Source organism: Halovenus anhuiensis (genome assembly GCF_037080055.1).
Taxonomy (GTDB): domain Archaea; phylum Halobacteriota; class Halobacteria; order Halobacteriales; family Haloarculaceae; genus Halovenus.
The window spans coordinates 177,906-198,078 of sequence record NZ_JBAOJI010000006.1 but is presented as its reverse complement, the minus strand read 5'-3'; the positions used below and the strand labels follow the sequence as shown (position 1 = coordinate 198,078).

The following is a 20,173-nucleotide window of genomic DNA, read 5'->3' as shown; positions in this document are numbered from 1 at the left end:
CGGCGCTCGTCTGGCAGAAAAACAATCGTCTCGAAGCGAACGGCAGGAGCGCTACTCGCCGCGGAGTTCGGCCATGTGGTCGATTCGCTGCTGGACGAGATCAGGTTTTCCGATATCATGGCGGACGCGCAGGCCATCTTCGCCGGCCTCGCTGATCGCTGCGTCGGCGACCTCCTCGGCGTCCGTAATCGTCTCCGCGACGCCGACCACGGCGAACGACCGCGACGTGGTCGTGTAGATGCCGTCGTCGCGTTCGTCGACGCTCGCGTAGTACAGCAGTGCCTCGCCGTCGCCGTGTTCGTCGGCAATCTGCGCCACATCGTCTTCGTCGATGGTTACTTTCGCGCCGGCCTCGGGGTCGGTCGGGTAGCCGTCGGGAACGGCGTATTTGCAGACCGTCGCTCGCGGGGCAAAGGAGAGCTGCGGGAGTGACTCCTCCTCGCGGGCGGCGACGAGCACATCGAGGAAATCGGTGTTGAGCACCGGCAGCGTATTCATCGCTTCCGGATCACCGAACCGGGCGTTGAACTCGACGACTTTGATTCCTTCCGTCGTCAGCATGAACTGCCCGTAGAGCACACCTTTGTATCCGTCGAGGGCATCGACCGTCGCTTCCAGTACGTCGACTGCATCGCTGTACTCCTCGTCGGACATAAACGGCAGGGCGAGCGAGGCGTCGCTGTAGGCACCCATCCCGCCGGTGTTCGGTCCTTCGCCGCCTTCGTAGGCACGTTTGTGGTCCTGCACGGCGGGCGTCACGCGGAGTTGGCCGTTGGCGACGAAGGCCTGGACGGTGAACTCCTCGCCGACGAGTCGCTCTTCGAGGACGATGCGTTCGTACTCCGACTCGCGGATGTACTCCTTGGCTTCTGCTTCGGTCACCTGATCGCCGATGACGCGGACGCCTTTGCCGCCGGTGAGGCCGGCGGGTTTGACCACCAGGTCGCCGTCGTACTCGTCGATGTACTCACACGCTTCGTCCATATCCTCGAAGGTCTCGAAATGGGGACAGCCCGGGATGTCGTGTTCCTGCATGAACCGGCGTTGGAAGGCCTTGTCCGTCTCGATGCGGGCTTCGGCCTCCTGCGGGCCGAAGGCGTAGACGCCCGCCTCGTCGAGCGCGTCGGCCACACCGGCCTGCAGCGGTGCTTCCGGACCGATGACGGCGAGGGTTGCGTCGACCTCTTCGGCGTAGCTTCGCACCGCCGTCGGGTTCGTCGTCTCGAGCGTCTCGAATCCCGCGGCGAGTCGAGCGATTCCTGGGTTCCGGTTCCCCGCACAGGCGTAGAGGGTGGCCTCGGAGTCAGCGAGCGCACGCGCAACCGCATGTTCGCGGCCACCGCCCCCGACCAGCAGCACTGTCTCGTCCATACCAATAGGCCCGACCGAACCGAGTGTAAAGCTTCCGTTCTCCCTTACTGGCCCGCTGTGAGGACGTATCGATAGGTTACACCGGGGTCCGTACAGCGGACCGCAAGCGGGTGGTTCGGACCGGTCTGGAGCGTGACCTGCCCCTCGACAGCCCGAACGACGCGGGCGAACTCGGTACCGTAGCGGTGCTCGAACGCTGGCCCGTCGACTGTCCCGTCGAGCGTCCCTGAAACCGCCGTTCGCTCCCCGGAGAGTTCGAACGTGAGCCGTCCCTCACGATAGGATAACGGATAGCTCTCGACACCGGCACAGCGTGCGGCCGCTTCGACCAGCCTGTCGAGTTCCGCGGCGGTCGTCTCGACGATCGTCGGAACCGGCTCGCCCGATTCGGCGAGAAACTGCGTGTCGACGAACCGGTCGGGGAGGGTGATCTCCACGTCTTCGATCAACTCCGGCGCATCGAGACACTCGAAACGTAGCTCCCGGCGGTCGCTCTCGAACCGGAAGGCACTCGCGTACTCCGCGCCCGCTTCGCCGATGACGGTGAGCGTCAGAGACTGTTCGTCGTCGAAGTACGCGAGCCAGTCGAGCATCGGTTCGATCGGAAAGAGTGCAGCGGTCGACTCGAAGACAGTAAACGACTCGAACAGTGACGGATGGAGCGTACAGAACGAGGCGAGCGGCGCATCGACGGTACTGGCCGGCGTATCGATTCCAGTCCCGTCGATTCGGACGAACATCTCGGTGTACGGATCCTCCTCGTCAGTCGCGAGCGCAGCGGTGCTGATCGCCCGTGACAGCGCCGCCGGATCGCACTCGATAACTGCAAGCTCTGCTCCCATACGGATCCGGTTGAACCGAGCCCATTTGTAGCCCGCGATTTCTGTGACTTGAGTGGCATTTTCAGGAGGATGTATGTATCTACCGGGGCATATACGGAGATATGGGGGAGCCGTTGCGCGTGGTCTACGTGGGGAGTGAGAAGCCACCGCTGTCGCTCGTCGACGACGACTCCCTGACTGTCACAGCGCTCTCCGGGGGGAGTGAGTGGACCGAACAACTCGAAGCCGGTCAGCCGCACTGTGTCGTCGCTACCGAGGACTTCGAGACTGTTCGCACGGAGATCCGTGATCTGGACAGACAGCCCCCGATCATCTTCGAGGTGACCGAGACACAGCAGCCACCGCTCGATCACGACGACGGACCGGTCGATATCGCCCGTGATCCCTGGTTGTTGGCACACCGTGTTCGGGCCTACGCTAGCGAGTTTCGCCGTCGCCAGCGACTCGCGGCCGAACGCGACCACGCGGGCGAGATCATCGAGACGATGCCGGTCGGGTTACTCGTCGTCGACAGCGAGTTGCGGATCCGCCGGATAAACGACGAGTTACAGACGCTGTTCACGGATATCGGACAGCCTGTGGAAGGGACTCCCGTCGAGAACCTGTTCGAGGAGGCAGGTCAGCCGACTGCGGCGACGACCGACCAATCCGGACGGATCCGGGCACTGTTCGCAGAGATCACCGATACCGCGAGCGAACAGCACCACGTCAGCGATCACCTGTGGATCGACACTGAATCGGGACAGAGCTGTTACGAGATCAGCGTTACGAACCGGGAGCACGGCGGGTACGTCGTCCTCGTCCGGGACGTGACGGCCACGAAACGCCGGGAGGAAGAACTTCGAGAGCGAGAGAGCGAACTCGAACAGCGCACGGCAAAACTAGAGACACAGACGGCAAAGCTCGAATACCAGAACGAACGGCTCGACAAGTTCGCCGGCATCGTCTCTCACGACCTGCGAAACCCGCTCAACGTCGCCAGTGGACGGCTCGAACTGCTCGCACGAACGGTCGAGGAGGCCGACGACCCAACCGTCGATTCGGAGGACATCGAGCAGATCCAGCGGGCACACGGGCGAATGAGCGACATCATCGACGAGGCGTTGACTCTCGCCAGAGAGGGGAAAGCGATCACCGAGACGGAGCGAACCCAACTCACCGAGACGGCGAGGCAGGCGTGGGCGAACGTCGAGACCGAAGACGCCTCACTGGAACTCTGCGATCCTGTCGAGATCGATTCCGATCCTGAACGACTCCAGACCGTCTTCGAGAACCTGTTTCGCAATTCCGTGGAGCACGGACTCGATGACGGCACTGAATCGCTGACAGTCTCCCTCGGCCTGCTGGAAGACGGCTTTTTCGTCGAGGACACGGGCCCAGGGATCCCCGAAGAGGACAGAGAGCAGGTCTTCGAGGAGGGGTTCACGACCGAGCAAAGTGGAACGGGCTTCGGGCTCGCAATCGTCCGGGATGTCGTTCGTGCCCACGGCTGGGAGATTGCCGTCACCGAGGGGAGCGACGGAGGCGCACGGTTCGAGATCAGGGGCGTGAATTTCGCGCTGACCAGCGGCGATCTGATCGACCAACTGGCGGAACCGCTCGGCAACAAGAAAGCGACCGAACTCGTCGACGGCGCGCTGACGGAACTGGAAATCGATCAGACCCGATTCGATCACGAGACGGCACAGCGAGTGCTCGGAGCGATCGCCGACCACGAAGGGGAAAGCAGTCTCGTGACCGTGGCCGCCGAGACGGCGAAACGGAAACTGGACTGCTGAGTGCCGCTGTCGGCAGTACTTTTATACACTGGTGTCGAGAACTCTCTGCGAAGAGCGGGGGACCGGAATATGGAGAGCACCGAGTTGGTTCGCGGAATCACGACAGCGGCCGACACAGCGACCGCGACGAGCGAAGCGGTGCGGACGGCCCGCGGTCAGCTTACCGACCCCGACTCGGTCGAACTCGCGGTCGTATTCGCATCCGCGATCCACGATGTCGAGACCATCGTCGACACAGTACGGGAGCAGCTGGGACCGATCAAACTATTCGGCTCGACGACGGCCGGGGAGTTCACCGACGACCGCGTAACCAGCGGAGGGCTCGCAGTCGGCCTGATCGCGTCCGACCACCTCCATATCGAGACGGCACTGGCCGACGGCGTCTCCGAAGACATCTTCGGGACCGTCGAGCGAGCAGTTGCGGACTTGCCGGAGACAGCCGAGATGGACGGGGAGTACACCGCCGCCGTGACCGTCCACAGCGGCCTGACCGGCAAAGGCGAGCAGATCAGCCTCGTGACGAATCAGGTACTGGGCGATATTCCGCTGGCGGGCGGATCGGCGGGCGACGACCTCGGAATGGAGCAGACGCTGGTCTTTACCGAGGACGGAATCGCCGATGACGGCGTCGCAATCGCCGTATTGAGTGGCGATCAGCCCTTCGGGCTTGGCGTCGAGCACGGGCACGAACCCATCTCCGAGACCTACGAGGTGACCCGCGCCGAGGAGAACATCATCTACGAACTCGGCGGCGAGCCCGCATTCGATGTCTGGAAGCGCGAGGTCGCCGCGGTCGCGGCGGCGGAATACGGAATCGACGTGGACTCGCTGACGGCCGAGGACCGAGAGCTGTTCGATCTGCTGACCAGATTCGAACTCGGCGTGCCCATCGCCGACGGGGCACACAAGATCCGCTGGCCTGGGATGACCGACCGGACCACCGGTCCGCTCGCCGTCGCGACGGCCGTTCCGGAGGGGACGGAAGTCCGGATCACCCACAGTCCGACGGAGGCACAGATCGACTCCGCCCAGAACGCTGCCGAGCAAGCGCTGGCAGAATTCGAGGGCGATGGGCTCGCCGGCGCGCTCGTCTTCGACTGCGGCTGTCGAGAGATCATCCTCGGCTCCGAGTTCGACCGCGCAGTCGAAGGAATAGCCGACGTACTCCCGGCGCAGTTTGTCGGTTTCGAGACCTACGGCGAGGTCTGCATGCCGCCGGATTCTGCGAGCGGCTATCACAACGCCACGACATCCGTGCTCCTGCTCCCGGAGTGACTACAGCCGTCGGGTCGCCTCTAGCGAGATCTCGATAGCTCGTTCGACGTTGTTTTTAGCCTTTGCGGGCAGTTCGTCCTCCTCGGTCTCGCCTTTCTGTGTGCCTTCGACGAGGTTGCCGTCGACGGTACAGATCGCCCCGGCGCGCATTCCCTTCCGGCGAGCGATGGTAAACAGCGCCGCCGCTTCCATCTCGACGGCGAGCAGGCTGGCGTCCTCCCAGTCGGAGACGTACGCCTCGGTTTCGGCGTAGAAGGCATCGTCGGTCGCAACTGGACCGACGTGGACCGGAGCCTCGCGCTGCTCGGAGACGTCGACCAGCGCCGAGAGCACCTCGTAATCGGGGACGGCGGGGACCGTCGCGTCCTCGTAGCGTTTGGTCGTCCCCTCGTCTTTGGCCGCGCCGGTGGCGACGATCATGTCACCGATCTCGATGCCGGACTGGAGCGCGCCGGTCGTCCCCACGCGAAGGAGGGTCTCGACACCGACCGCCTCCAGTTCTTCGGCCGCAATCGCCGCCGAGGGCGAGCCGATTCCTGTCGAACAGATCGTCAGCTCACGGCCCTCGTAGGTCGCGTTGACGAGTTTGTATTCGCGGTTGGTCGCGACGACAGTATGATCGTCGCAGTGGCTCGCAATCCGGTCGACTCGGCCGGGATCACCCGGAACGAGTGCGATATCGGTCAGATCGCCGTCCTCGACGAGTAGATGTGGCTGTTTCGCCATGTCGGTTCGTCTCGGGCCGCAGTAGTAAAGGAAGCGAAAGCAGCGATCGGCGGTCAGGGCGAGAGCAGAAACAGGAAGAAGTTGTTGACCGCGGGCCCCAGTCCGACGATGGCGATGAGTGCGAGCAGGAGATTCGCCTGCGTCGGCTCCTCGTCGAGATAGTCGGCGAAGAGGACGACAATCGCCGACGCAAGAGTGACTTTCACGAGAACGAACAGCCAGCCGACGCCGATGGTATCTGCGACGGGAAGGCCAGCCGCGAAGTCGAGGATGGCAGCGGGCAGCGCCGACCGTTCACCCCCGCCCAGTACGTCGACGCCGATGGCGGTCGTCACGCCGTCGAAGGTGTGGGCAAAGAGGACGAAGGCACCGACGGATCGGGCCTGTGCGATAACGTAGGTCCGCCAGGCACCGATCGCGATGTAGACGATGAACGTCAGCACGATAGAGATGATCAGTCCGAGGACGGGCCAGATCGGCTCCATCGGCGCGATCTGGGGGTCTTGGCCCTGCCAGACGACGAGGCCGAGCAACGGAATTAACGCCCCGACGCCAGTCGCGAGCATGTAGGTCGCGATTCTGTCGCTACGGTCGTAGCTAGGGACGATGATCGCCGAGAGCGTCCAGATCGCACCGAGGACGATAAACGTCGTGAGATAGACTGCTGGGGCAGAAAACAGCGGCTCGATCGGTTCGGGATAGAGTTGGCGCTGCTGGATTTTCCCGAGTTGCCAGAAGACGTGCAAGATGCTGCCACTGATGACCCACGGAATGAAAGAGAGCACGATTTTCTGTGTCAGTGGTGGCCGAAGCGCGTACAGCAACACGACAATCGTCCCCGTCCCGATCAGAAGCGCCGCCGACTGGATCGGCCCCGGGACGACGAAATCGCTAAATGGCACAACCATGTCGCCAAGGTGCTACCTGTGCGTTGAAAACAGTTCCGGTCACGAGCGGTATTTTTAACCGCTGAGCCCGCCGAGCAGGCGTATGGACGATATCCCATCGCGGATCGAACACACCGTCCTCGGGCCGGAGACCACGTGGGAGGATGTCCGGCAGGTCCTCGACGAGGCCGAGGAGTACGGGATGCGCGCCTGCGTGCCGCCGTGTTACGTCGCCGAGGCGACGGAGTACGCACCCGACACCGAGGTTAGCACCGTAATCGGCTTTCCGCACGGCCAACACACAGTCTCGACGAAGTGTACCGAGGCGACGGAGGCCTGGAAAGCCGGTGCGAGCGAGATCGATCTCGTTCCGAATCTCGGCCAGGCCAGCGAGGACACCGAGACTTTTCGCTCGGAGATCGACGAACTCGTCGCGGCAGTCCCGATTCCGGTGAAAGCAATCCTCGAAACGTCGCTGTTCGACGAGGAGACGCTCAGATCGCTCAGCCGAGACGCTGCCGAGGCCGACGTTGACTTTCTCAAGACCGCGACAGGCTTTGCCGAGGGCGGAGCGACCGTCGCAGATGTCGAACTGATGGCCGAGTTCGCGCCGGTCAAAGCCAGCGGCGGCGTCGGCTCGTGGGCCTTCGCCGAGGAGTTGTTCGAGGCGGGAGCCGAACGGATCGGCGCGTCCAGCGGGGACGTGATCGTCACCGAGTATCTGGAACAGGCGGAGTAGTCGAGCGCACTCAGCTGCTGCCGTCGGAACTGCTCGACTCGCCGTGGCTGTTCGTTGCGCTCTCACTCGCTGAAGCGCTGTCACTCGCCCACGAACTGCCGTACCCGGCGTTCGGATGGCTGATCTGGACGCTGTCGATAGCCGCCGGCTGTTCGATTTCGGCACTGGCGGTGTACTCGACCATGCCCAGCGGCATCGTTCCCATCTGCTCGTCCTCCAGCGTCGACTCGACATCGACGCTCACGCTGAGCGTGCCGGCGCGGACGCTGGCATCGGTGAGCACCGCCTCGTGGTGGGGGTGCTCTGTCGGGATTTTGCCGGTGATCGTAATCGTTCCGGTGTCGCTGCTGTCGTCGATCTCATCGACTTCCGCGGTTCCCTCTGACTTCCCGTCTCGGGGCCTGCTCTCGGAGTCGGTGATCTCGGCGTCAACCAGTGCCGGCACTCCCTCCGGGATATCCTCCGCGGGCGTCTCGTGTGTCTTGCCACCCGCATGTGTGATCGACACGCTGTCGACTTCTGATGGATCCGGCCCCGATACAGTCGCGTCGTACAGAACCTCGCCGACGCAGTCGGTGCAGGGGCCGTCATCCGTCTCTGTGACATCGATGGTCACCGAGAGAGTTCCGTTCTCGAAGTTCTGGGAGTCGATCACTGGCTCGTAACACGGTGTGGGCGAGGGGATCGTTCCCTGCACGACGTACTCGCCGTCGTCGAGGAAGACCGGTGCCTCGCCGGGCCCCATCCCGGCGCACCCGCTCCCGACGCGCTCGATCGACGAGTCGAGTTCCGCCGTTCCGGAGTCGTCGCCTTGGTCGTCCGACTCGTCGTCGGGGTCGTCTCCGTTACCACTGACACAGCCTGCAAGTGCTACTGCCCCGGTACCGAGGGCACCGACGAGTGCTTGCCGTCTCGTGAGTTGCTGCATATACGATACGTCCACCCCCATATATAAACAGACGCCGGAGAGTCAAACGGACGTTTGAATCGGGACCGCTGGGGCTTTTGACCGTGCCCGTCGAAACCGGAGTATGGAGTGTCAGGAGTGTTCGGCGGAGACGGTGCGGTTCGCGGTCCCCGACGAGTACGATTCATATCTGCCCGGTGAGGAGGACGTCGTCGCGCTGTGTACGGGCTGTCTCGCGATCCAGCCTGCGACGGAGCCGGCGGAAGCGCCCGACTTCGAGCGCGTCAGCGACGGATTCCCCACGGGGGAGGCTGCGATTCCGCTGGCGTTGTTGCTCGGCCTGCTCGAAAATCTCGCGCTGTACCGCAGCGAGATTACCGAGTTGCTCGACGCCGTCGAACGGGCCGGGACCGACCCGCTGCTCGCGCTGGATCGTCTGGCACAGGATTCAGATATCGAGACAGATCTCGACCTGTCGGGCCGACGCCGCCAACTCGAACAGTTGCTGTAGCTCAACTCATCCCGGCGGCGACATCGCTACTGTCGTCAAGTTGCCGGTAACAGTAGTAGGAATAGACGAGCGTCGTCGCGCTCGTGAACAGAACGGCTCCGGTGAGGACGTAGATTGCTGCGTCACCGAGGGCCAGTCCGGCGAGGGTCACGACCGCGCTGAGTTTGAACAGTTTGCCGCCGAGGTCGTGTGTCCGTTCCCAGACCTCGTCGCTGCTCAACGTCCATGGCGTGCGAATCCCGACGAACCAGTTGCGTTCGGCGTGGCCCAACAGGATGCCCGTATAGTAGAGCAGCGCAGCGACCCCGGCGAGAACGAGGAGAATGAACTCGAACTCGTAGCCGAGATTGAAGGCGATAATGCCGGCGTGAACCCCGAACAGGTACGCCGATAACACGACGACGAACCAGTCGTAGTACCGGCGGAACGACTCGACGTTCTCCCCGAGTGGATCGATCCGCGGAAGGATCGCGAACAGCCCGATCATCGCCGCGCTGAGTGCGGGAACGAACACCAGCGCCGTCGTTTTCGGAAGCGTATCGTTCGGCTCACCGGTCCCATCCCAACTGGTGACCAACTCCGCTGGCAGTTCCGGCGCGGCGAGCAGACTCGCGACGGCCCCCAGGACGACGAAGCCAGCAGCCAGCCCGAATCTGGTGCGGGTCGTCAGTTGCATACGTAACACTACACAGGTCGAAAACTTGAGTATGTAGCCCGCGTTTCTCGCGGAGAAAGTCCTTAGACGCCAGTCGAGTACCGCAACAGTCCCGCGACGCCGCCGAAGGCCGTCAGCAGTTGCTCGCCCTTCTCGAAGTCCGTCGAAATAAACATCGTCTCGCTCCCTCGCTGTTCGGCCAGTTCCATCAGGTGATCGATAGCGTCCTCGCGCTCGCCCTCCTCGACGGTCTCACCGCAGCGCGAACACTCGTGTGTCGGGGTGTCTTCGGTCCGGTCGATGAACTCGTACTCGTCGTGGCCGTTCGGGCACTCGTAGGCGACGACATCTTTCCGCAGATCCTCGCTGATCAGCAGCGTCTCGACGGCACCCATCATCAGGTTCTCACGGGTGGCGTTGAATCCGTAGGTCGCCTTGTTGCCGTCGTGGAGTTGCTCGAAGAACTGCTCCATCGTCTGTTTGTCTTCGAGGACTTCGTGCTCGGCCAGCACCTCGTCAGCCGCGTCTACGAGGTCGTGGAGGCCGGACTCGTCGGTGTAGGCCACGTCGAACTTGCCGAGCACCATATCCTGCAGTTCGTGGTGCAGGTAGTCGCCGTCGAGGAACTCGTCTTTGGTCGGTGAGGGACCGCCGACGAGGATACCGTCCATCTCGTGGCGCTGGTCGACGAAGAGGTCGTCTGCCATCCCGGCGACCTCCTGATAGAAGTTGTCGATGGCTTCGAGTCGGAGTCGGGCGAATCGCTGGGCGGACTGGCCACCTTTTCGCTGCTTGCCCGGCACCAGCGAGGTGGCGGATTTGACCGGCTCGACGCGTTTGCCACGGAGCCAGCCGACGTTGGCTTCTCGTCGGTCGAGGACGATCAGGCCAAAGAGGCCCTTGTCGCCCATCATCTCCGCCAGGGGTTCGGTCAAAAACTCCGCGTCGCAGTGATAGCGGAACGACTCGATGGATTGGGGTGGACTCTCCAGCACGCGAGTGATCATCTCGGTCTGTCCGCCGCCGGAGTCGACGGCACCCGAGAAGATCACCATCCCGTTTTCGGGCGGCTTGACATCGTAGTATTTCAATCGGTCTTTGATGCTCTTCAGGGCGTCCTGGACGTTCGTTCGAGTCTCTTTGGACTTGATGTTGCTCGCTTCTGAGTGTTCCTGCGTGACGTGGGCGACGACATCGCTAATGTTTCGCTCCGGCGGAATGTAGATGGTGACCAACTGCGTCCCGGAGCCACGGTAATCTTTGAGCTCCTCGATCACCTTCTGGAACTCGTATTTTTGTTTGTCCGTCTGCTCGTGCTCGGACTCGCTCATTGGCTGTATTTGGCCGGTCTGCTGTAAGTACCTGTTGACCTGCCATTTCCGAGTCGCCGCGGGGAACGCGATTGCTGTCACGCGTGCGGCAGCCACGTGTCAGACGACCGTAAGATAGACGAATGGCTTTATATCGCGGCAAGTACAGGTGTTATATACTCAAATATGGCGGGGTACGTCTGTACGATCGCAGGTGGGAAGGGAGGCGTCGGGAAGACCACCACAGCGATCAACATCGCGGCAGCACTCGAGGAGAACGGCTACGATACCGTCGTCGTCGATGCGGATCTGGGCATGGCGAATCTCGGCAATATGCTCGGACTCGACTACGAGACGAGCATCCACGAGGTGCTCGCCGGCGGCGAAACAGTCAGCGCGGCACTGAACGACGCGCAGATGGGGATGACTGTCATCCCGGGCGAACAGAGTCTCGAAGCCTTCGCCGAGGCCGACCCGGCGAAACTTCGGAAGGTGATCAACACGCTCAAGAACACCTTCGACGTGGTGCTCGTCGACACTGGCGCGGGGCTGAGCCACGAGACGACCGTCCCGCTCGGACTCGCCGACGGCGTCTTGCTGGTGACGACGCCCGACGACGTGGCGGTCAACGATACGATCAAGACCGCAGACTTGGCCGAACGCGTCGACGGCGACGTGATCGGAGCGATCATCACCCGGGTCAACCGGGACACCTACGTCCAAGAGATTGCCGACAAGTTCGACGTGCCACTGCTCGGTGTAATTCCGGTCGATGTCGACGCCACCAAAGAGGAACCACTCCTCGAAAACGCCTCCGAGAGCGATCCAGCAGACGCCTACCGTCAACTTGCCGGCTCGCTCGAAGCAGTCTTCTTCGAGGGTTCGCCCAGTACCGACCTCGACCGCGTCTTCGACAGCCAGTGGTTCCTCGACGAAGAAGAACAAGAGGAAGAAGACGACGAAGACGGCGGGGTCTTCGGCGGCATCTTTGGCTAACGCCACCATCTTTTTCCCGGTCGGGTCGCCGACGGCGACCGCTCGCGGCAAAAACATGGTCGTTGCGAGCGAAGCGAGCAACGGCTCGGGAGAGCTTGCTCTCCCGGTGGTGAAAAAGGCCGACGGCTCGGTTTTCAGCCTCGCCGTCGGTGAATCGCCTCGCTACGCTCGGCGAATGCTTGAAATCGGCAGCCTTCACCGAGCAGCTTTATTTCTCGTACAGAAGATTTAATACAGGCTTTGTAGAACAATTTTCTAATGAAGCGACGGGCCTTCCTCGGAACAACCGTCGGTTGCGGGACCGGTCTGCTGGCTGGCTGTCTCAGCAGCGAGGACGGCAGCAATCCAACCGAACTCTGTGCGCTGTCCGTGTCTAACCGAGAAGGAACGCCACAGAATGTCTCACTCCAAGTGATTGACGACGGGGAGGAACAATATACACAGACTCGACAGGTCGAGGCCGGCAGCGCAGATGTCACAGGCGGGTTCACTGTCCCGTCGGCAGAACTGCCGGAGGAATCGGGAGATTACCGCATCCGGGCGCAGGTAAACGAGAGCGAGTGGGCTAAATTGAGCCTGGCCGAACTCGATTCCGAGCAGATTGCTGTCCAGGCAATCGTGCAATCACAAGACGGCCAGCCAACAATCAGTCTGTGGTATTCACCCTCTGATGGCACCTGTGCCGCAGAGTAACAAGGAGAATTGCGGTCGCTCTACGAGGGCAGAAAGACAATTGACCGCAGGAGCTTGTTTGACGCCGAGCAGTGCGTGAACGGCGGAGCCGTGAGCGCGAAGTGAGGCGATTCGCTGGAAGATGCGTCGCGTCTTCCGAGCGCTCAGTCGTTCGCGGTACTCACTCCTGAGGACACCGGACGCGCCGCTGGCGCGTCCGGCCTTTTTCACCCATGTTTTTCGAGGAGCCCTCCCGCAGTGAGCGAAGCGAGCGAGGAAGGGCGACGCTGAAAAAGATGGGTTACATGGAGTCGGGGGCCTGCACACCGACAGCGTCCAAAGCGTTCCCCATGGTGTGCCGCGCGGCGATGACCAGTCCAAGGCGGGCGTCCCGCGTCTCGCCGTCGGCGTCGAGCACCGGACACTCCCGGTAGAAGGCGTTGAACGCCTCGGCCAGTTCCCGCGTGTAGGTGGCGACGACGTGTGGCTGGAGGTCGTCGGCGGCCTCCTCGATCACTGCCGGGAAGCGCGCGATCTCTCGCAGCAGCGTCCGCTCGGCGTCGGTGTCGAGTTCGCTCGCGTCGAGATCGATATCGAGTCCGTCGGGATCGACGGCGCTGTCCTCGTGGGCCTCGGCGATGATCCCCGACGCGCGGGCGTGGACGTACTGCACGTAGGGGGCGCTCTGGGCCTCGAAATCAAGTGCGCGCTCCCACTCGAAGGTGATTCCCTTGGTGGGCTGTTTCGAGACGATGTCATATCGGACTGCGCCGATGCCGACCTGATGGGCGATCCGCTCGATGTCCTCCTCTGCGAGGTCGTCGTCGCGGATTCGGTCTTCCAGGCGGTCTTCGACTTCCTCGCGAGCACGAGCGATGGCCTCGTCCAGTAGGTCGTCGAGGTCGATGCCCGTGCCTTCTCGCGTGCTCATCCCACCCTCGGGCAGGGTGACCCACGAGTAGTGAACCGTTCCGAGGCGGTCGGTGTCGTTGCCGAGAATCTCCAGCGCAGAGCGGAGTTGGCGGGCCTGCAGTTCGTGATCCTCGCCGAGCACCGTCACGGCCTCGTCGAAGTTCTCGAACTTCCACTCGTGGTGGGCCAGATCTCGCGTCGTGTAGAGTGAGGTGCCGTCGCCGCGGACGAAGACGAGATTCTTATCGATCTCGGGCAGGTCGAGTTGCCAGGCCTCCTCGTCGTAGACGGCGTATTCGGTCTCTTTCAGGCGGTCGACGATGTCGTCGGTCGAGCCGTCGCGCATGAATTGGGTCTCCTTGACGAATTTGTCGAACTCCGCGGGGAGGCGTTCGAGCGTGCCGCGCATCCCGCCGAGAACGGTATCGACGACCTCGCCGACGCGCTCGTAGGCGGACTCGTCGCCCTCTTCCAGCCCCTGCATGATCGACTGGATCTCGGCTTCGGCGGCCTCGACTTCCTCCTCGGAGGCCTGCTCTTCGAGGTAGGTGTTGGCCTCGCGGTAGTACCGGACCATCTCGTACTCCGGCGAGTCACGTTCTGGCTCGGGCAGCTCAGACTCGTCGAAAAAGTCGTAGGCCCAGGTGAAGACGGCGATCTGCCGGCCGGCGTCGTTGACGTAGTAGTGTCGCTCCACGTCGTAGCCGGCATAGTCGAGGACGCGGGCGACCGCGTCGCCGATGATCGGATTCCGGGCACGACCGACGTGGACCGGGCCGGTCGGGTTCGCGCTCGTGTGTTCGACGACGACGCTGGTGTCGCGATCCGGAAGCGCCCCGAACTCATCATCCTGTGCGTCGTCGAGCGTTTCGGCGAAGTACTGCTCGCTGGGCCAGAAATTGAGATACGGGCCGCGAGTCTCGACACGTCCGATGTAGGTGTACGGCTCGGGATCGATTTCGTCCGTCAGTTCGTCGGCGACTTCCGGCGGCGGTGCGCCGGCCTCGCCGGCCAGCCGGAAGGCGACGCTTGAGGCGAGGACAGCGTCGAGGTCCTCCGGCGGCTCCTCGATACCGAGATCGTCAGTCGGATAGCCGCGCTGGTCGAGGGCCGCAGTGAGCGCCTCCTCGACCTCTGCACGCATCGCAAGGAACATACCCTCGCTACTCCGCCGCGCGGTTTATGAATGTCGGGTTCGAGCGACGGTCAGGCCGCCGGCAGATCGACGCGGACGAGTGTTCCCGTCTCCGTCTCGTCGATTTTGACTGCGCCGCCGGTTCGCCCGAGCAGCCAGTTGACCGTCCACAGGCCGAACCCACTGCTGTGTTTCAGCGCCGTTTCCTCACCCTCTTCCAGCGCCTGTTGTTCGATCTCGGGGATCCCCGGCCCGTCGTCTTCGATCGTAATTTCGACGCGGCTCTCTCTGGGCCGGCTGACGGCAATGTCGACGACCGGTTCCGGACCGGCGTGTTTGAGTGCGTTTTCGAGAAGCTCTTCGATGGCAAGATGGACCGATTCGGGGTTGACCTCCGCTTCTATCGCTGGCGCATCGAGGCGAATCGTTGCGTCAGGATATTTTTGCCGGTACTCCTCGGCGAGTTTGGACAACATCGCGGGGAGATCGATCGGTGCTGTCTGGTGGATCTGCCCGATGACGCCGGCGAGTTCGCGGGACTTGTCGGCGATTGCGAGCAGTTCCCACGCTTTCGCCTCCAGTTGTTCGACGTTGTCGAGGGCGTCCTCGAACGGGAAGGTTGCGAATGCGTCCTGCATCTGGGCTGAATCGGCCGCGCCGTCTCGGGAGTTGGCACGGACCGCCGGACGGAGCTGTTCGAGTTGTTCGGCGAGGAGTTCGGCGTTTGCTGTCACGACGTTCAGGTTGTTCCGCAAGTTGTGTCGAAGAACGCGGTTGAGGACGGTAAGCTGTTGTTCGTTCTCGCGGACTTCGGTGATGTCCTGCAGCGTCCCCCGGACTTTCTCGGTCCCGTTCTCGCTGACGGCTTCACCGCGGATGTGGATCCAGCGCTCTCGGCCTTTGGCGGTGATCAGCCGCACCTCTTCGTCGAACGATTCACCAGTTTCCCGGCACCGTGCGACCGCCTTATTGAGAGTTATCTGATCTTCGGGGTGGAAGAAATCAATCGCCTTGTCTGGAGTCGGTTCGTATTCTTCGGGGACCTCGTGGATTAGCCGCGCACCTTCGGTCCAGTAGATCTGTCCCGCGTCGAGGTTGAGTTCCCAGCCACCGACATCGGCCATGCGTTCGGTCCGAACGAGCAGGTCCTTCCGGCGACGGAGTTCGCGTTCGCGCTCGGTCCGTTCGGTGATATCGCGGATGACGCCCGCAGTCCCGCGAAACCCTTCGCCGTCGAACGGGAGCAAGGCGACGTGATTCTCGGCCGGGATCCGGTCGCCGTCGGCCGTCGTCATCTTCATCTCCCACTTCGCGGTCTGGATCTCTGCGTGCTCCGAGAGGAGTTGCCAGATGACGCTTTGTCCCTGTTCGACCCCCGCTTCGGTCAGGAGTTTCGAGGCGTGTTCGCCGAGGAGGTCCTCGCGGTCGTAGCCGGTCCGGTCGAGCAACGCGTCGTTGACGAACGTGAAATAGCCATCCGAATCGAGGGCATAGACCGGGTCGCCCAGCGCGCGCAGCGTCGTCTCGTATCGCTGTAACTTCTCGATGTAGGACCGACGTTCGAGATAGCCCGCGACCACACTCGACAGCGTCTCGACCAGATTCTCTTCTTCGGGAAGGAACGGATCGTCTTCGCCCGCTGGGGGCTGGCAGACGACCTCGACGTGAAGATCCGAGCCGTTCTGTGTCCGTCCGACAGCGTCGATCATTGGCAGCCCATACTCGAACCCATCGGTCGCCATCTCCCGGTCTCCGTAGGTAACGCGGACATCCGTATCAGCGGGGTACTGGAACGATCTGGGCAACGTGGTGACGAACCGATCCAGCAGGTCGGCTGTCGGCTGATCCTCGGAAGAGAACAGGTCGACGATCCGGTGGACTGTCGAGAGCTCTTTGATGCGTTCGCTGAGAGCGTGCTGGCGTTGCTGTTGTGTCGTGATGTCGGTCGAGACGCCACAGATCGCGTAAGGTTCGCCGTCGTCGAACAGCGGAGTCTTGCGGGTGAGAAGGGTCCGCTCGCCCTCTGTCGTTGGAATGGTCTCCTCGAACTCGACGGTGTCACCAGTCTCGAAGACCTCGGTGTCGTCGGCTGCGACCCGGCGGGCCATCTCGTCGTCGAACAGTTGCTCGTCGGTCATCCCGGTGACGTTCGTCGACTCGTCGATCCCCAGCAGGTCGCGACAGCGGCGGTTCATCAGCAGATACCGCCCCTGAGCGTCTTTCAAGAAGATCATCGCCGAGACGCTGTTGACGATGCCTTCGAGGTGGGCCCGGGCCTGTGTCGCGTCGGTCTCTTCGGCAGTCGGTTCGGTTACGTCCCGCAGGACGGCGACGGTTCCCGGGCGGTCCCGCCAGCGGATCGTGTTCGTCGTCAGTTCGACCTCGGCGCGGTCGCCGTTGCACGTCGGAACCGACTCGCGGTGGCGAGTCAGAACCTCGTCGGCGGCCTGTGCCGTCTCCGGTTCCCAGAGGGCGGGATCGGTATCCGTCAGCGAGACGGGGTCGACACCGAGCAGATCCGCCTCCGCCCCGCCGAACAGGTCGACTGCGGCGGGGTTCGCGTAGACGAGTTCGCGGTCGACGCTGACGACGATCCCGTCTGGGGAGGCTTCGAGCACGGATGTCGCCCGTTCGTGTTCGGTCGAATCCGCTCGCCGGGCGCGCTCCCGGTCGACGACCGCCCGGATGCGACTGGCGAGTTCCTGATATCCGCTGGGTTGCTGTGGTTTGTCGAAGTGATCGGAGACGTCCGCCGAAACGGCCGCGCTGATGATCTCCTCAGAGGCCGTCGTCGTGTACAGAATAAACGGAAGCGCAGGGTAGTTGGCCCGAACGGCCTGCAAAAACTGGAGGACATCGATCTCTGGCAGCGAGTACGAACTGAGGATGCAGTCGACCGAGTCGATGTCGGTGCTGTTCAGCGCGTCCTGGGCCGTCGTGACGGCTGTGACGGAGAACTGCTCGTCGGCCGCCTCGAGCAGTCTGACGGTGCGCTCCGCTCGTTCCGCGTCGGCCTCGACGCAGAGAACAGCAATCCCCCCTGACTCCGCGGACATACTCGCAATTGCGGGTTACAACACAATTACCTTTGGCCGCGACGGGCCGGTGGCGCTGCTCCGGAGTTAGCCGAGTGCGCCGTCCGGAACCTCCTGGTGGACCTGGTTCAGTTCGAGTTCACTTTCGGCGATGACGAGGGTGACCTGCCCGTCGAGTGCGTGAAACTCGTACAGCGTCGGGTCGCCGATCTGCTGGAGCGCGTGGTGTTGAACCGGAATCGGGAACCGCTCGGCCGTCGGGCCGCGCAGCGAGAGATGGACGACCCGGGGATCGTCGACGAGATCGGTGTAGATGTCGGCGAACGTCTCGATCCCCTCGACTTCGAGAAACTCGGTCGGGGTGAGCACGTCGGAATCCGAGTCGGCGTCGATCTCGTCGGTCTCCTCGACGGTCACGTCCTCCGAGTCGTCGGCATACGGTCCGTAGACCGCCATCGGGTCCGTTTCTTCGTTCTTGTCGATTCGGACGTGAAGGTTGAATTCGGCCATGGGCGGCCGTAGGGGCCGGGGAGCGAAACCAGTTCTGTTCGACGGGAGCGGCGATGTCGTGTGAACTGCCATCACACATATACGCCGGGAAGTCCTATCTCTGGCTGTGACGACGGCACCGTCGACGGAACGCACGGGGATCAACGTTCGGCCGGCAGAGCGTGCCGACCTCCTCGACGTCTATCGAATCGAGACCGACTCGTTCACACAGCCGTGGCCGTTCAGCGCCTTCGAGCAGTATCTCGGCGAACCCGGTTTTTTCGTCGCCGCCGGCGAGTCGGTGGTGGGTTATATCATCGCCGACATCGTCTCGAATCAGGGGATTCCACTCGGTCATATCAAAGATGTTGCCGTCCGAGAGGACGCCCGCGGTAACGGAATTGGACGGCTGTTGCTCAGACGGGCGATCACCATGCTCGAAGCCCAGCGAGTCCACGCGATCAAACTCGAAGTCCGGGAGAGCAACGAGCGAGCGATCAACCTGTATCGCTCCCACGGCTTCGAGCACCGACGGACCATCGAGAAGTACTACGACGACGGCGAGGACGCACGCTTGCTCGTTCGCTCAGCGTGAGCGACCGTCAGGTGCTTGTCGTCGGCGACCCTACTCGGCGGTGTGCAGTCTGCCGACTCTGACCGATTGGTCCTCGGTGCGGTTGTCTTCGCCGTCCTGTTCGCACAGGTGTTGCTGTATCCCGGCATTCCTGATCTGGTGGTCGCGTTGGGTGCCAGCCCCGCGTCGTGGGGTGGGGATGTCGGCGCGATTCTCGCGGCCGGCAAGTGGTTCCTGACCGCCGAGTTCGTCGGTTTCGTCCTCTGTGCCGGCCTCTGGGGAGCGTTGAGCGATGCGACCGGACGCCGAACGCCGCTGGTCGCCGCCGGCGCGGCCCTCGGCGCGACCGGCTATCTCGTCCTCGCCGTCGCCCCCGCACTCGTGGCTGTCCCTTACGAGGCGGTTCTCGTCGTCCGATTTCTGCAGGGCGTCGCCACCATCGGCGCGTTCTCGCTGGCGATTACGACGCTGATGGATCTCGACGGCGGCCACGGTCGGAATATGGGTACTGCTGGCCTCGCGATTGGACTCGGGACGGCGGTCGGTTCGCCGGTCGGCGGCCAGCTCTACGGCGTCGGTCCCTTCGTCCCGCTGTACGTCGCCGCAGGCGTCCTGTTCGTTGCCGGCGGACTCGTCCTGTTCGCCTCGGACCGCTCGTCGGGCGGAGGTCGGCGACCGCTCGCGGCACTCGAAACGCTCCGCAGGCGACGGTCACTGGCTGTTCCCTTCGCCTTCGGCTTCGTCGACCGCCTCACTGCCGGATTCTTTGCCCTCGTAGGAACCGTCTATTTCCAGTCAGAACTGGGTCTCGATGCCGCGGGAACCGGACTTCTCTTGGGCGCATTTTTCGTCCCGTTCGCGCTGTTTCAGTATCCGCTGGGACGACTCTCGGATCGAATCGGTCGGATCGTCCCTGTCGCGGTCGGGTCGCTGGCCTACGGGGTCGCAATCGTGAGCGTCTTCTACGCGCCGACGGTGTCGACCGCCGCGGTCGCGATGGTGCTGGTCGGCGTGATGGGCGCGCTGGTCGCGCCGGCGACGATGGCGCTGGTGACCGACCTCGCCAGCGAAGACGAGCGCGGCGTCGCGATGGGCGGGTTCAACGTCTTCGGCAGCCTCGGCTTTCTCGCGGGAATCGTCGGCGGCGCGACGGTCGCGGGGTCGAGAGGATTCGAGACCGCGTTTCTCGCGGTCGGCCTGGCGGAGGTGCTGATCGCCATCGTCGCGGTTCCCTTCCTGCTGCGGTTAGACGTGCCAACAGTTGGCTGGCGCGAGGAGTCACCGCGATGAGGTTGCGCGGGATCAAAACTACCATACCCCCCGGCCTCCCAGCATAGCCCACACGAGCAGGTGGTTTCC

Annotated in this window: 19 protein-coding genes; 9 read left to right on the top strand and 10 right to left on the bottom strand. The window is 63.1% G+C overall.

The window, feature by feature from the left end; genetic code table 11:
• Nucleotides 1-51: 51 nt before the first annotated feature.
• Together purD and V8P86_RS14680 are read right to left on the bottom strand one after the other, a co-directional pair.
• A complete protein-coding gene (purD, locus tag V8P86_RS14685) occupies nt 52-1,371 on the bottom strand; it encodes a phosphoribosylamine--glycine ligase (RefSeq protein ID WP_336328040.1) in 1,320 nt (439 codons plus the stop codon).
• A 44-nt stretch (nt 1,372-1,415) separates the two neighbouring features.
• Nucleotides 1,416-2,213: a hypothetical protein gene (locus tag V8P86_RS14680; RefSeq protein WP_336328039.1), complete on the bottom strand. Its 798-nt coding sequence runs from the start codon at nt 2,211-2,213 to the stop codon at nt 1,416-1,418.
• Between the two features lie 101 nt (nt 2,214-2,314).
• Here V8P86_RS14680 and V8P86_RS14675 point away from each other — a divergent pair, with 101 nt between their 5' ends.
• Nucleotides 2,315-3,991: an ATP-binding protein gene (locus tag V8P86_RS14675; RefSeq protein WP_336328038.1), complete on the top strand. Its 1,677-nt coding sequence runs from the start codon at nt 2,315-2,317 to the stop codon at nt 3,989-3,991.
• 69 nt (nt 3,992-4,060) lie between these two features.
• Nucleotides 4,061-5,266, top strand: a complete 1,206-nt coding sequence (locus tag V8P86_RS14670; RefSeq protein ID WP_336328037.1) for an FIST signal transduction protein — start codon at nt 4,061-4,063, stop codon at nt 5,264-5,266.
• Here the strand turns inward: V8P86_RS14670 and V8P86_RS14665 are convergent, their stop codons facing one another.
• A complete protein-coding gene (locus V8P86_RS14665) occupies nt 5,267-5,992 on the bottom strand; it encodes a nucleoside phosphorylase (protein WP_336328036.1) in 726 nt (241 codons plus the stop codon).
• 53 nt (nt 5,993-6,045) lie between these two features.
• Entirely contained in the window at nt 6,046-6,900 is an 855-nt protein-coding gene (locus V8P86_RS14660; protein WP_336328035.1) for a DUF63 family protein, read from the bottom strand.
• Nucleotides 6,901-6,982: 82 nt separating this feature from the next.
• Here V8P86_RS14660 and deoC point away from each other — a divergent pair, with 82 nt between their 5' ends.
• Entirely contained in the window at nt 6,983-7,618 is a 636-nt protein-coding gene (deoC, locus tag V8P86_RS14655) for a deoxyribose-phosphate aldolase (RefSeq protein ID WP_336328034.1), read from the top strand.
• Between the two features lie 10 nt (nt 7,619-7,628).
• On the opposite strand, the gene V8P86_RS14650 is transcribed toward deoC, so the two are convergent.
• A complete protein-coding gene (locus tag V8P86_RS14650; protein WP_336328033.1) occupies nt 7,629-8,546 on the bottom strand; it encodes a hypothetical protein in 918 nt (305 codons plus the stop codon).
• 103 nt (nt 8,547-8,649) lie between these two features.
• On the opposite strand from V8P86_RS14650, the gene V8P86_RS14645 reads away from it, so the two are divergent.
• Nucleotides 8,650-9,036 (top strand): DUF6276 family protein, encoded by a 387-nt coding sequence (locus V8P86_RS14645; RefSeq protein ID WP_336328032.1) that lies wholly within the window; start codon nt 8,650-8,652, stop codon nt 9,034-9,036.
• Nucleotide 9,037: 1 nt separating this feature from the next.
• Here V8P86_RS14645 and V8P86_RS14640 read toward each other — a convergent pair whose 3' ends face one another.
• Entirely contained in the window at nt 9,038-9,712 is a 675-nt protein-coding gene (locus tag V8P86_RS14640; protein ID WP_336328031.1) for an SdpI family protein, read from the bottom strand.
• A 62-nt stretch (nt 9,713-9,774) separates the two neighbouring features.
• Complete coding sequence (gene prf1 / locus V8P86_RS14635) at nt 9,775-11,022, bottom strand: peptide chain release factor aRF-1 (protein ID WP_336328030.1); 1,248 nt, start codon at nt 11,020-11,022, stop codon at nt 9,775-9,777.
• Nucleotides 11,023-11,187: 165 nt separating this feature from the next.
• Between prf1 and V8P86_RS14630 the strand changes: the two genes are divergently transcribed.
• Genes V8P86_RS14630 through V8P86_RS14620 form a run of 3 tightly spaced genes read left to right on the top strand, consistent with a single transcriptional unit; the run spans nt 11,188 to nt 12,690 of the window.
• Nucleotides 11,188-11,997, top strand: a complete 810-nt coding sequence (locus V8P86_RS14630) for a MinD/ParA family ATP-binding protein (RefSeq protein ID WP_336328029.1) — start codon at nt 11,188-11,190, stop codon at nt 11,995-11,997.
• Complete coding sequence (locus V8P86_RS14625; RefSeq protein WP_336328028.1) at nt 11,990-12,229, top strand: hypothetical protein; 240 nt, start codon at nt 11,990-11,992, stop codon at nt 12,227-12,229. Before V8P86_RS14630 ends, V8P86_RS14625 begins: the two co-directional genes overlap by 8 nt.
• A gap of 26 nt (nt 12,230-12,255) precedes the next feature.
• Complete coding sequence (locus V8P86_RS14620; RefSeq protein WP_336328027.1) at nt 12,256-12,690, top strand: hypothetical protein; 435 nt, start codon at nt 12,256-12,258, stop codon at nt 12,688-12,690.
• Between the two features lie 280 nt (nt 12,691-12,970).
• Here the strand turns inward: V8P86_RS14620 and argS are convergent, their stop codons facing one another.
• The 3 genes from argS to V8P86_RS14605 all read right to left on the bottom strand — a co-directional run bounded on the left by argS (nt 12,971) and on the right by V8P86_RS14605 (nt 18,261).
• Nucleotides 12,971-14,737 (bottom strand): arginine--tRNA ligase, encoded by a 1,767-nt coding sequence (argS, locus tag V8P86_RS14615; protein WP_336328026.1) that lies wholly within the window; start codon nt 14,735-14,737, stop codon nt 12,971-12,973.
• A 50-nt stretch (nt 14,738-14,787) separates the two neighbouring features.
• Nucleotides 14,788-17,772: a PAS domain S-box protein gene (locus V8P86_RS14610; protein ID WP_336328025.1), complete on the bottom strand. Its 2,985-nt coding sequence runs from the start codon at nt 17,770-17,772 to the stop codon at nt 14,788-14,790.
• 66 nt (nt 17,773-17,838) lie between these two features.
• The gene (locus tag V8P86_RS14605) at nt 17,839-18,261 is read right to left on the bottom strand and encodes a hypothetical protein (protein ID WP_336328024.1); all 423 of its coding nucleotides are present in this window, start codon (nt 18,259-18,261) and stop codon (nt 17,839-17,841) included.
• A gap of 106 nt (nt 18,262-18,367) precedes the next feature.
• On the opposite strand from V8P86_RS14605, the gene rimI reads away from it, so the two are divergent.
• Entirely contained in the window at nt 18,368-18,835 is a 468-nt protein-coding gene (gene rimI, locus V8P86_RS14600) for a ribosomal protein S18-alanine N-acetyltransferase (RefSeq protein ID WP_336328023.1), read from the top strand.
• Between the two features lie 42 nt (nt 18,836-18,877).
• Entirely contained in the window at nt 18,878-20,104 is a 1,227-nt protein-coding gene (locus tag V8P86_RS14595) for an MFS transporter (protein ID WP_336328022.1), read from the top strand.
• Nucleotides 20,105-20,173: the final 69 nt, after the last annotated feature.